The organism is Paracandidimonas lactea (assembly GCF_021653995.1).
GTDB lineage: Bacteria > Pseudomonadota > Gammaproteobacteria > Burkholderiales > Burkholderiaceae_B > Allopusillimonas > Allopusillimonas lactea.
Genome location: NZ_JAJJOZ010000011.1, coordinates 91,382 through 103,049, shown reverse-complemented (window position 1 = coordinate 103,049; position 11,668 = coordinate 91,382). Strand labels below are relative to the sequence as shown.

The 11,668-nt window shown below is 62.1% G+C and carries 10 protein-coding genes; 5 read left to right on the top strand and 5 right to left on the bottom strand.

Annotation, left to right across the window (positions count from 1 at the left end; translation table 11 throughout):
• Positions 1-349 precede the first annotated feature (349 nt).
• The 4 genes from LOL23_RS17310 to LOL23_RS17295 all read left to right on the top strand — a co-directional run bounded on the left by LOL23_RS17310 (position 350) and on the right by LOL23_RS17295 (position 4,209).
• Positions 350-1,297 (top strand): Bug family tripartite tricarboxylate transporter substrate binding protein, encoded by a 948-nt coding sequence (locus LOL23_RS17310; protein ID WP_160979364.1) that lies wholly within the window; start codon positions 350-352, stop codon positions 1,295-1,297.
• A gap of 96 nt (positions 1,298-1,393) precedes the next feature.
• A complete protein-coding gene (locus LOL23_RS17305) occupies positions 1,394-2,365 on the top strand; it encodes a tripartite tricarboxylate transporter substrate binding protein (RefSeq protein WP_160979258.1) in 972 nt (323 codons plus the stop codon).
• A gap of 126 nt (positions 2,366-2,491) precedes the next feature.
• The gene (locus tag LOL23_RS17300) at positions 2,492-3,478 is read left to right on the top strand and encodes an NAD(P)H-dependent flavin oxidoreductase (protein ID WP_237173977.1); all 987 of its coding nucleotides are present in this window, start codon (positions 2,492-2,494) and stop codon (positions 3,476-3,478) included.
• Entirely contained in the window at positions 3,475-4,209 is a 735-nt protein-coding gene (locus LOL23_RS17295; RefSeq protein WP_160979254.1) for an enoyl-CoA hydratase-related protein, read from the top strand. Before LOL23_RS17300 ends, LOL23_RS17295 begins: the two co-directional genes overlap by 4 nt.
• A gap of 165 nt (positions 4,210-4,374) precedes the next feature.
• On the opposite strand, the gene LOL23_RS17290 is transcribed toward LOL23_RS17295, so the two are convergent.
• The 5 genes from LOL23_RS17290 to LOL23_RS17270 form a co-directional block, all read right to left on the bottom strand.
• Positions 4,375-5,022 carry a 3-oxoacid CoA-transferase subunit B gene (locus tag LOL23_RS17290; RefSeq protein ID WP_237173976.1) on the bottom strand — a complete coding sequence of 216 codons (648 nt, stop codon included), beginning with the start codon at positions 5,020-5,022 and terminating at the stop codon, positions 4,375-4,377.
• 15 nt (positions 5,023-5,037) lie between these two features.
• Positions 5,038-5,718, bottom strand: a complete 681-nt coding sequence (locus LOL23_RS17285) for a 3-oxoacid CoA-transferase subunit A (RefSeq protein ID WP_160979252.1) — start codon at positions 5,716-5,718, stop codon at positions 5,038-5,040.
• Between the two features lie 62 nt (positions 5,719-5,780).
• Positions 5,781-6,758 (bottom strand): Bug family tripartite tricarboxylate transporter substrate binding protein, encoded by a 978-nt coding sequence (locus tag LOL23_RS17280; RefSeq protein ID WP_160979250.1) that lies wholly within the window; start codon positions 6,756-6,758, stop codon positions 5,781-5,783.
• Positions 6,759-6,892: 134 nt separating this feature from the next.
• On the bottom strand, positions 6,893-8,071 hold the full coding sequence (locus LOL23_RS17275) for an acetyl-CoA C-acyltransferase (protein WP_160979248.1): 1,179 nt from the start codon (positions 8,069-8,071) through the stop codon (positions 6,893-6,895).
• A 49-nt stretch (positions 8,072-8,120) separates the two neighbouring features.
• A complete protein-coding gene (locus LOL23_RS17270) occupies positions 8,121-10,214 on the bottom strand; it encodes a 3-hydroxyacyl-CoA dehydrogenase NAD-binding domain-containing protein (protein ID WP_237173975.1) in 2,094 nt (697 codons plus the stop codon).
• A gap of 196 nt (positions 10,215-10,410) precedes the next feature.
• Here LOL23_RS17270 and LOL23_RS17265 point away from each other — a divergent pair, with 196 nt between their 5' ends.
• On the top strand, positions 10,411-11,613 hold the full coding sequence (locus LOL23_RS17265) for an acyl-CoA dehydrogenase family protein (protein ID WP_160979244.1): 1,203 nt from the start codon (positions 10,411-10,413) through the stop codon (positions 11,611-11,613).
• The last annotated feature ends 55 nt before the right edge of the window (positions 11,614-11,668 follow it).

Below are 11,668 nucleotides of genomic sequence, written 5' to 3'. Positions count from 1 at the left end.
CTGCATTGCAGAACTAATGGCAATTACAGCCCTGACCAACCAAGCGACGCCCGTTTCCCTTTGAACCTACCGATATGCAATTAGAAACCGATTTACAACGAGGGATTTTCTTTACCTTACATCATTGATGGATTATCCTCTCTTTCGCTGTTTATCCATTAAAGTTCTGCAATGCAGAACATAGAGCCGAAAGACAAGAAGCATCGGGGCGGTATCCAGGTATCCGGGCAAAAGCCGGGCACAAGGCCCGAACGATGCTGATCACACAGGAGACAAGACATTGAAACACCTCGACCGCAATACCTTTGCCGGCCTAGTCTCGCCCGGGCGTCGCACTACCCTTGGCGCACTGGCATCATTGTGGGCGCTGGGCGCCGCACCCCGGGCCTTCGGGCAAACCGCCGCGGGCTATCCGTTGCAACCGATACGCCTGCTGCTGCCTTTCGGCGCCGGTGGCTCCACCGACGGCCCTGTCCGCCTGCTGGCCAAGAACGTGTCGAAGATCCTGAAGCAGCCCGTCATCGTGGAGTACCGGCCAGGCGCCGGCGGTACGCTGGCCGTGCAGAACCTGCATTCCATGCCCGCCGACGGATACTCCCTGGCCATTTCCGTGCTGAGCGTCTATCGCATGCCCTACACTCAGAAGATCAACTGGAACCCGGTGACCGACCTGAGCTACATCATCGGCCTGACGGGCTATGCCTTTGGCATCGTGGTGCCAGCCAATTCGCCCATCAAGAACATGGACGACTTCGTGGCCTACGCGAAAGCCCATCCCGGCGAGCTCTCGTACAGCTCGCCCGGCGTCGCCACGACCAATCACCTGACCATGGAAATGATTGCGCGGCACTATGGCATAAAGCTGAACCACATCCCGTACAAGGGTTCGGGCGAATCACTGCAGGCACTGCTTTCGGGGCAGGTGCAGTCGGGCGCCGAAACCTCCGCCTTCGCTCCGCACGTCGAAGCTGGCAAATTGCGCCTGCTGGCAGTTTGGGGCAAGAACCGCATGAAGCGCTTTCCGGATGTGCCAACGATGACTGAGCTCGGACTGGACATCGTGCAGACCTCGCCATGGGGCGTGGTGGGCCCCAAGGGCCTGGACCCGGAGATCGTACGGACCCTGCACGATGCCTTCAAGCAAGCGATGGAAACGCCTGAGTTCAGGGCAATTCTCGCCCAGTTCGATATGGAACCCGACTACCGCAATTCCGAGGACTTCCAGGCTTTCGCCGCACAGACGATGAAAAAAGAGAAAGTCATCCTGGACGCGTTGGGCTTGAACATCAATGCTTGAAACGCCTGCGGACAAGGCGCAGCGTGCACAGCGCGGCCAGGTCGCGCCGGGCCAGATCAAATACAAAACAACGCATTACGCAGCAAGGAGAACACAATGAGCATACATGCCGCAAAACTACTCGGCATCATCGCGCTGGCCGCCGCCGTGGCGCCCGCCGCCGTACTGGCGGAAAGCGCGGGCGCCTATCCGTCGCAACCCATCACCCTCATCGTGCCCTATGCACCGGGCGGCACCACCGACCTGGTGGGGCGTGCCCTGGCCGATAGCCTGTCACGCCAGCTCAAGCAGAGTGTCGTCGTCGAAAACAAGCCCGGCGCGGCTGGCTCCATGGGTGTGCTCGACATGATGACCAGCAAGCCCGACGGTTACCGGCTGACCATGGCACCAGTGGGCATCTTCCGCCAACCGTATCTGCAGAAAACCCGCTACGATCCGATCAAGGATCTCACCTATATCGCTTCCATCCTGAGCTATGACTTTGCGGTAACGGTAAAGAGCGATTCACCATTCAAGTCCATGAAAGACCTGGTTGAATATGCCCGCGCACATCCGGGTGAAATCACCTACAGCACTCCCGGCCGCTATACAGGCAACCAAGTCGTCTTGGCCTCGCTGGGCAAAAAGGAGGGTGTCCAGTTCTCGCATATCCCGTACAAGGGCGACTCCGACGCCACATCTGCGCTGCTCGGCGGCCACACAAAAGTGGGCGTTATTACCAACAGCGTACTGTCGTACCTGCGCGCCGGTACGGTACGCGTGCTGGCGACCGCGGATGCAGCCCGCAACCCGGCCTTCGGCGACGTGCCCACGCTGAAAGAAGCGGGCTACGACGTCGAGGTGCCCTCCCCGCTGGGTGTGGCCGGCCCCGCGGGCCTGCCTGATGAAATCGTCGAAAAGCTCGACAAGGCCATCAAGGCTGCGCTGCAAGACACCGACGTAAAGCGTGTACTAGACAACCTGGGTGTACGCACCTATTACATGGATCACACCGCCTACGCGGCATTTGCAAAAACAACATTCAAGAACGAGAAAGACATCATCAACTCCCTGGGCTTGCAGGACTGATGCGCAACGGGCTGCAAAGCTGCAGTAAAGTACCAGGCACGCATGCGCGCAGCATCAGCCAGGCAATTCTCCGCGGCCGGCCGGCCGCGGCCTCCATCAGGAAGTCCACAAAGGAGCACTCCAGTCATGCACCCCATTGTTTCCGATCTGTATGGGCAGCTAACACTGCCAGTCATCAGTTCGCCCATGTTCATCGTCTCGGGCCCCGAACTCGTCATCGCGCAATGCGCCAGCGGTGTCGTGGGCTCTATGCCTGCCCTGAACGCCCGCCCGCAAGAGCAGCTTTCACCCTGGCTCACGCAGATCGAAACCGAGCTTGCGGCATTGCGCGCGCGCGAGCCCGAGCGCGTCATCGCCCCCTATGCCATCAATCTCATCATCCATCGCTCGAATGACCGCGTCGAGCAAGATCTCGCCGTCTGCGCCGAACACCGGGTGCCCATCATTATCACCAGCCTGAGCGCTCCCCACCGCGTCGTAGATGCCGTGCATGGCTGGGGTGGCAAAGTTTTCCACGACGTTACCACCATCCGCCACGCCGAAAAGGCGCTGGAAGGCGGCGTGGATGGCCTCATTCTCGTGTGCGCCGGTGCGGGTGGGCATGCAGGTACCGCCAACCCTCTGGCCTTAGTGGGCGAGGTGCGCCGGTTCTTCGACGGCCCGCTGATTCTCTCGGGCGCGATCAGCCGCGGGCAGGATATCGCTGCGGCGCGGGCCATGGGCGCGGACTTTGCTTACGTGGGCACGCGCTTCATCGCCAGCCGCGAAGCCAATGCCAAGGACGCCTACAAGCAAGCCATTGTCGACGCGAGCGTCAAAGACATCCTCTATACACCTTACTTCACAGGCATCCCAGGCAACTATCTCAAGTCCAGCATCATCGCCGCCGGCCTGGACCCAGACAATCTGCCCGCGGTCGACCCAAGCAGCGCCAATTTCGGCTCCGCCCGAAGCAAGCCCTGGAAAGATATCTGGGGCGCGGGGCAAGGCGTTGGCAATATCGACGCGGTAATGCCAGTGGCTGACATCGTCGCGCAGCTCAAGCGCGAGTATCAAGCCGCAGTGCGCGGGCTGACCGACACTTTCGTCGAGGAAGGAGCCTTGCTGACATGATCGAAGCACGCATCGAAAACGGCGGCATGGTGCTCACCATCAACCGCCCGGCCCAGCGCAACGCCTTGAGCACTACCATGTACAACCAGTTGCGCGACGGGTTGCAGGCTGCAAACGACAATACCTCATGCCACAGCGTCATTATCACCGGCGCGGGCGGGCACTTCACGGCAGGCAATGATCTGGCCGATTTCCAGCGGGTGCGCACCCTGGATGAAGACAGCCCCGCGCTGTCTTTCCTGCGTACGCTGGCCAGCGTAGACGTGCCCGTAATCGCTGCCGTGGAAGGCGTTGCCGTGGGCGTCGGCGTTACCATGCTGCAGCATTGCGATTTTGTATTTGCCGACAGCACGGCCATGTTCAGCCTGCCGTTCGTGTCGCTGGGCCTGTGCCCCGAAGGCGGCTCCAGCATCCTGCTCGAACAGATTGCGGGGCGGCGCAAGGCCGCGCAATGGTTGATGCAGGCGCAACGCTTCGATGCGCGCGAGGCGCTGGAGGCCGACCTGATCACCGCTGTTTCGCCCGGCGGCAAGGCACTGGATGACGCACGCGAAGCCGCGGCCTCACTGGCCGCCAAGCCTCTGGAAGCCGTGCGCCTGACCAAGCGCATGCTGCGCGAGCCGGGCCGCCCGGCCCTGATGCAGGCCTTCGACACCGAACGCAAGCTTTTCGGCGAACGACTGGCATCGGAAGAAGCCCAGGCGGCGTTCAAGCGATTCTTCGAGCGGTAGCCCCGCCAGACACTGAATAAGCGGGCGGATCATGAGACGTGCCCCGCCGCACCACGCTGGCCGAACGCTGGCCGACCAATGCCAGCGCTGACAGACGGCGCAGTACGGAGCAGCCCTTGAGCTGTGGCGCACTGCGCCGCTTTCAGAACAGCAGCGAGCTGGCGGCTAAGCGTCCAGGGGCAGCAAGCGGGCGCCGGTGTGCGCCTGCAACTCGTCGAAAGTCAGCCCATCGTTCATCTGCTGCACCTGCAGGCCCGCGGGCGTGACCTCGAGCACGGCCAGATCGGTGTAGATGCGGCTGACAACACCCATGCCCGTCAGGGGCAGCGTGCATGCGGGCAGTATCTTGGGCGAGCCATCCTTGGCGTTGTGTTCCATCAGGATAAAGACACGGCGCGCGCCAACGGCCAGGTCCATGGCACCGCCGACAGCCGGCGGCTCGCCCGGCCGGCCCAGGTTCCAGTTGGCCAGATCGCCCGAAGCGGACACTTGCATGCCACCCATGATGCAAATGTCGAGGTGACCGCCCCGCATCATGGCGAAGGACACCACGTGATCGAAGTAGGCGCCGCCCGTCAGCAGCGTGACCGGCTTCTTGCCCGCATTGATCAGCTCGGTGTCTTCGTGCCCTTGCTCGGCCGGCGGCCCCATGCCCAGAATACCGTTCTCGCTTTGCAGCAGGATTTCTTTTTCGGGATCAAGATAGCGCGCAACCAGTTCCGGCATGCCAATGCCGATGTTCACGTAGCTGCCCGATGGAATGTCGGCGGCAAGCCGGCGGGCCATCTCGTCGCGGTTCAATCGTTTCAACATAGTATCTGCCACTGCTCAGCTGGAAAGTTGGGGGTTGCTCACACGCACGACGCGCTGGACGAAGATGCCCGGCGTAACGACGCATTCGGGGTCGAGTTCGCCCAGCTCGACGAACTGCCTCACCTGTACGATGGTGGTGCGGGCCGCCATGCACATCACCGGGCCGAAGTTGCGCTGCGCCTTGTTGTACACCAGGTTGCCCCAGCGGTCGGCGCGTTCGGCCTTGACCAGCGCAAAATCGCCCTTGATGGGCTTTTCGAAGACATAGTGGCGCCCGTCGATCTCGCGGGTTTCTTTGCCTGCCGCCAGGTCGGTGCCGTAGGCGGTGGGCGTGAAGAAACCGCCCAGGCCTGCCGCGCCGGCATGCAGACGTTCGGCAATGGTGCCCTGGGGCACCGTCTCGAGCTCGATCTTTCCGTCTTTGTACATCTGGTTGAAAACCCAGGAATGACTGGCCTTGGGAAAGGAACAAATAATCTTGCGCACCCGCCCCTCTTTGATCAAGGCGGCCAGGCCGTTGTCGTGGTTGCCGGCGTTGTTGTTGACGACGACGAGCTCGCGCGCACCCTGGTCGATCAGGGCGTGGATGAGTTCGGTGGGCATACCCGCGCCGCCGAATCCGCCAATCAGCACCGTGGCCCCGTCATGGATGTCCGCCACGGCGGCTTCCAGGCTTTCGGTAAACTTGTTGATCATTGCATCTCTGTATTCAGGTAAGAAAAAGGCATTGATGCCGCCTTGCCGGCGGCATCCGCGGACTACTGGGTCACGCTTATACCTGCCTTGCGTATGATATCGCCATACATGGCCGAGTCTTTCTTGATAAGCGCCTGGAAGGCCTTGGGGCCTTGGCCCACCGGCACAAAACCTGCGGCATGGAACTTCTCGCCAATGCCGGGCTCTTGCACCACCGCAACAATCTCGTCGGCCAGCTTCTTGACGATCTCATCCGGCGTACCGGCTGGCGCCAGCAGCCCTGCCCAGGATGCCATCGCAAACCCCGGGAAGCCCGACTCGGCCACCGTCGGCACACCCGGCTCATCCTTCCAGCGTTCGAGCGACGTGATGGCCAGCACCTTCAGATCGCCCTTCTTCGCATACTGCATCGGCACGAGGATGGGGTCAAACACCATCGACACACGGCCCGCGAGCAGGTCGGTAAGAATCGGCGCGCTGCCCTTGTAGGGTACGTGCGTCATCTTGAAGCCGGCAAGATGCGAAAAGTTAGCACCTGTGAGGTGAGCACTGGAACCCGTGCCGCTGGACGCATAGGTCAGCTCGCCCGGATGTTTCTTGCCGTAGGCGATCAGCTCCTGAAGATTATTGACCGGCAGGTCTTTGGCCACGAACAGGAACAGCGGCAAGTCGGCCATCTGAGACACAGGCGTGAAATCGCTGTCGCTGTAGCTCAACTTGTACAGGTGCGGGTTGACTGCATGGGCCGCCAGCACGGTCACGAAGGTGTAGCCATCGGGCTTGGCGCGCGCAGCCTGTGCCGTGCCGATCGTGGCGTTGGCGCCCGGCTTGTTGGTGATGATGAACGTCTGGCCCAGGCGCTGCGACAGGCGCTCGGCCACCGCACGCGTGACGGTGTCGGTGGCGCCGCCCGGCGTGTAGGGCACGATGATCTCCACCGGCCGCTCGGGCCACGCCGCCTGTGCGGCCGGAACCGCCGCACACACCATTGCCAGGCCGCTACTCACCGCAAGCAGGTACTTCTTGAATTCGAACTTCATCTATTGTCTCCTGGGTATTGCCTCGCCGCGCTTGTGGCCGACGAAGCGGCAGCGCGCCATGACGGCACGCCATTGATCGTAAACTTTCTAGTGTTTCACTATACAGGCGCATGCCGCTTGACGGCCGTGCGCCACTAAGCCACTTCGAACAGGCCGGCAGCGCCCTGACCACCGCCTATGCACATGGTAATGACCACATACTTAACGCCACGCCGCTTGCCTTCGATGAGCGCATGACCCACCATACGCGCCCCCGATACGCCATATGGATGGCCAACCGCAATGGCACCGCCATTCACGTTGAGTTGATCGTCGGGAATGCCCAGCTTGTCGCGGCAATATAGTACCTGGCAGGCAAACGCTTCATTCAATTCCCACAAACCGATGTCCGATATGTTCAGCCCCGCACGCTCCAGCAGACGCGGCACCGCATACACAGGGCCGATGCCCATTTCATCGGGCTCGCAGCCCGCCACCGCAAAACCACGGAAGATGCCCAGCGGCGCAAGCCCTTTGCGCTCAGCCACCTTGCTGTCCATCACCACGCACGCCGACGAGCCGTCTGAAAACTGGCTCGCATTACCCGCCGTGACGACACCGCCCGGCAAGGCCGAACGAATGCGCGATACACCTTCGATCGTCGTATCGGGGCGTATGCCCTCGTCGGCTGAAATCGTGACCTCGCGCCGGCTGACCTGGCCGCTGCGGGGGTCGAAGACCGCCATGGTCGTGGTCATAGGCACGATCTCGTCGTTGAATAGGCCTTTGTCCCGCGCCGCCGCGGCGCGCAACTGGCTGCGGACGCCGTATTCGTCCTGCGCCTCTTTCGCGATGTTGTAGCGCTTGGCCACCCGCTCGGCAGTCTGCAGCATGCTCCAGTAGAGTTCGGGCTTTTCCTGCTGCAGCCGGGGATCCCGGCGCATATGCATGTTCATCTGGTTCTGCACGCATGAAATGCTTTCCACGCCGCCGGCCACCATCACCGGCACGCGATCCACGATCACGCGCTGCGCCGCCATGGCGATGGCCTGCAAGCCGGATGAACAAAACCGATTGATGGTCACGCCCGCCGACGACACCGGCAGGCCGGCGCCCAGGGCGATGGCGCGTGCGATATTGCCGCCCAGCGTGCCCTCGGGCTGCGCGGTGCCCATGATCACGTCTTCCACTTCGCCGGGTTCGATGCCGGCACGCGCGACCGCATGCCGCACCGCATGGGCGCCCAGCGTCGCGCCATAAGTCATGTTGAATGCACCACGCCAGGACTTGCCCAGCCCCGTGCGCGCTGTCGATACGATTACCGCTTCAGTCACAATTGTCTCCACAAGCAGGGGCTCACGCCCGCGTTCAGTGCCACAATGATTATTCCCAAGTGCCGCCGGCCTCGACACGTTCCAGCAGCAGGGGCGACGCCTTCCAGAACTGCCCCGCCGCATCCGACTCGCCCGCGTACTGGCGCATGGCCCGCGCGATGTTGTACAGGCCCACCTGATTGGCTGCGTAATGCATGGGGCCGCCGCAGAACGCGGGATAGCCGTAGCCGTTCAGGTACACGACATCGATATCCGAGGCGCGCAGAGCAATCCCTTCCTCAAGTATCTTGGCGCCTTCATTCACCAGGGCGCACAAGCTGCGCATCACGATTTCCTCGTCGCTGACCGTGCGCGGCGTCACGCCCTTCTCGCGGCGATACGCATCGATGATGGCGGCCACCTCAGGGTCGGGGACAGGCTTGCGATTGCCGGGTTCATAGCGATACCAGCCTGCCGAGGTCTTCTGGCCGAAACGGCCCGCCTCGCACAACTTGTCGGCCACCATGGAAAAATCCTGCCCGGGGTTTTGCGCGGCGCGATGCTTGCGTACCGACCAGCCGATATCCAGGCCGGCCAGGTCGCCCACGCGGAACGGCCCCATGGCCATGCCGAAGGCCTCCAGCGCCCTGTCGACTTGTTGCGGCAGCGCGCCCTGGATGATCAGATCGTTCGTCACGGAGTAATACCGGTGCAGCATGCGGTTGCCGATAAAGCCGTCGCACACGCCCGACACCACGGGTTTCTTGCCGATCTTCCTGGCCATATCTATGCACGTGGCCAGTACATCGTCGGCAGTCTTGGCGCCGCGCACGATCTCCAGCAGTTTCATGACGTTGGCCGGGCTGAAGAAATGCAGGCCGATCACATCGCCGGGGCGCGAAGTGGTGGCGGCAATTTCATCGACGTCCAGCGTGGAAGTATTGGTGGCCAGGATGGCGCCCGGCTTCATGACCTCATCCAGCTTGCCGAACACCTGCTTTTTGACGTCCATGCTCTCGAAGACGGCTTCAATCACCAGGTCTTGCGTCGACAGATCCGTGTAGTCGAGCGTTGTCGACAGCAGCGCCATGCGTTCGTCGAGCTGCGTCTGTGTCAGCCTACCCTTCTTCATGGTGGCTTCATAATTGCGGCGAATGGTGGCAAGACCGCGATCCAGTGCCTCTTGGCTTGTTTCCAATATGACGACGGGCAGGCCCGCGTTCAGGAAATTCATAGCAATGCCGCCGCCCATGGTACCAGCACCGATGACAGCCACCTTCGCAACGGGCCGCAGCGCAATGTCGGCCGCAATGCCAGGCACCTTGGTGGCAGCGCGTTCGGCCGCGAAAATATGGCGCAAGGCGGCCGATTCGGGCGAATTCATCAGTTGCACAAACAACTCGCGCTCTTTGCGCAGGCCCTGCTCGAATGACATCGACACGCTGGCGGCAACAGCTTCCAGACACTTGCCGGGCGCGGGCAGGTGTGGGTTCGCCGCCGCCACACCAGCGCGCGCTACCTGCAGGATGGCTTCAGCATCGGGCGCATCTACCGACAGATCGCGCACGCGCCGGTGTGCCTTGTTTTCCGTTGCCACCTTCTCGGCGAACGCCACAGCGCGCCCGACCACATCAGCGTCCACCACCAGATCGAACAAGGGCGTATCGACCAACGACGACGCCGACAGCACCTGCCCATTCACGATCATATTAAGCGCCTTTTCCAGCCCCAGCAGGCGCGGCAGGCGTTGTGTGCCGCCCGCCCCCGGCAGCAGGCCGAGCTTCACCTCGGGCAGACCGACCTGCGCCTTGGCGTGGGCCACCCGATAGTGCGCACCAAGCGCCAGCTCAAGCCCGCCGCCAAGGCAAACGCCTTCGATCGCTGCCACCACCGGCTTGCCGCTTGCCTCCAGTGCGCTGATGACAGTGCGCAGCGTGGGCTCGCGCCCAGAAAGCGGCGTGCCGAACTCGCGCACATCGGCGCCGCCGGAGAACGCACGACTGCTGCCTGTGAGGACCACCGCGGCCACTTGAGTATCCGCCTGGGCCTGGTCGAGCAGAGAAATGATCGCGTGGCGAAGGCCGAAGCCCAGCCCGTTGACGGGCGGATTGTCGAAGGTAATGACGGCGGTCTTGCCAATAAGCCCGTAGCGTGCGGCTGACATCGTTTCTCCTTTGTTCTGCATTGCAGAATTAAATTTTGGTTTACGGAATCAATGCTAATCCGGTAGCATACCGATGTAAAGACGGGTTTGCCCCTGTGCGGAGCATGTTTGCCGCGATTTTTTGCCCATCATTTTGCACAGCAGAATTCAACAACCCCATCACGCTTACCCGGAACAAGGGAAAAAGGTTTGCACCATGGACATTCAATACACCGCTGAACAACTTGCCTTTCGCGATGAAGTGCGAGCTTTTCTGGCGGAACATCTGGACGCCGGGCTCGCGCGCAAGGTCAGGCAGGAGCAACCGCTGAGCAAGCAGGAGCGCCAGGAATGGCAGCGCACCCTTTACCAGCGCGGCTGGGGCGCCCCAGCCTGGCCCGCCGAATACGGCGGCACGGGCTGGAATGCCATCGAACGTCACATCTTTGAAGAAGAATGCGCACGGGCGCATGCGCCAGACCAGCTTTCCTTTGGACTGAAAATGGTCGCGCCCGTCATCCAGAAATACGGGAGCCAGGCGCAGAAAGACCGCTTCCTGCCGGGAATCATCTCGGGCGACGTATGGTGGTGCCAAGGCTATTCAGAGCCCGGCGCGGGCTCTGACCTCGCCTCGCTCAAGACGTCGGCCGTGCGCGAGGGCGATGAGTACATTGTCAATGGCCAGAAAACCTGGACGACTCTGGCCCAGCATGCTGACTGGATCTTCTGCCTGGTGCGCACTGACCCTGGCGCGCGCAAGCAGCAGGGCATTTCCTTTCTGCTTATCGATATGACGACGCCCGGCGTCACGGTGCGGCCCATCATCATGCTCGACGGCGGACACGAAGTGAACGAAGTCTGGTTCGATAATGTTCGCGTACCCGTCGCCAACCGTATCGGCGACGAGAATATGGGCTGGACGTACGCCAAGTACCTGCTTGGCCACGAACGCACCAACATCGCCCGTGTCGGGCTCTCCAAGGCCGCGCTGCGGCGCCTAAAGCAGGTCGCGGCGGCACAGCCGGGCAATGATGGCGGCCACCTGATCGACGAACCTGCCTTCCGTGCCAGGATCGCTCTTGTCGAACTGGAGCTTCAGGCACTGGAGATCACGCAGCTCAAGCTGGTGGCCGCGGACGGGCAGCAGCGCGCCCCCGGCCCCGAAGCATCGATTCTAAAAATCAAGGGCTCCGAAATCCAGCAAACCATTTCCGAGCTTACCGCGCTGGCCCTGGGCCCCTATGGCGTGGCCCACCTGCCGGCGGACGAAAACCCCTATCCGGACGGGGTAAGCCCCGCCTTCCCCGCGGCACTGGGCGGCGCCACCGGCCGCTACTTCAACAACCGCAAGACCACGATCTATGGTGGCTCAAGCGAAGTCCAGAAAAGCATCATCTGCAAGGCCATCCTCGGCATCTGACAGCCGGGCCGCATGCAACATGCGCCGCCCGCGCCCGGCGCATAGCACAGAACAA

Excerpts from the sequence above, each read along its gene's own strand:
- LOL23_RS17305 (WP_160979258.1), top strand. The coding sequence starts at position 1,394 with ATGAGCATACATGCCGCAAAACTACTCGGCATCATCGCGCTGGCCGCC.
- LOL23_RS17300 (WP_237173977.1), top strand. The coding sequence starts at position 2,492 with ATGCACCCCATTGTTTCCGATCTGTATGGGCAGCTAACACTGCCAGTC.
- LOL23_RS17295 (WP_160979254.1), top strand. The coding sequence starts at position 3,475 with ATGATCGAAGCACGCATCGAAAACGGCGGCATGGTGCTCACCATCAAC.
- LOL23_RS17290 (WP_237173976.1), bottom strand. The coding sequence starts at position 5,022 with ATGTTGAAACGATTGAACCGCGACGAGATGGCCCGCCGGCTTGCCGCC.
- LOL23_RS17285 (WP_160979252.1), bottom strand. The coding sequence starts at position 5,718 with ATGATCAACAAGTTTACCGAAAGCCTGGAAGCCGCCGTGGCGGACATC.
- LOL23_RS17280 (WP_160979250.1), bottom strand. The coding sequence starts at position 6,758 with ATGAAGTTCGAATTCAAGAAGTACCTGCTTGCGGTGAGTAGCGGCCTG.
- LOL23_RS17270 (WP_237173975.1), bottom strand. The coding sequence starts at position 10,214 with ATGTCAGCCGCACGCTACGGGCTTATTGGCAAGACCGCCGTCATTACC.
- LOL23_RS17265 (WP_160979244.1), top strand. The coding sequence starts at position 10,411 with ATGGACATTCAATACACCGCTGAACAACTTGCCTTTCGCGATGAAGTG.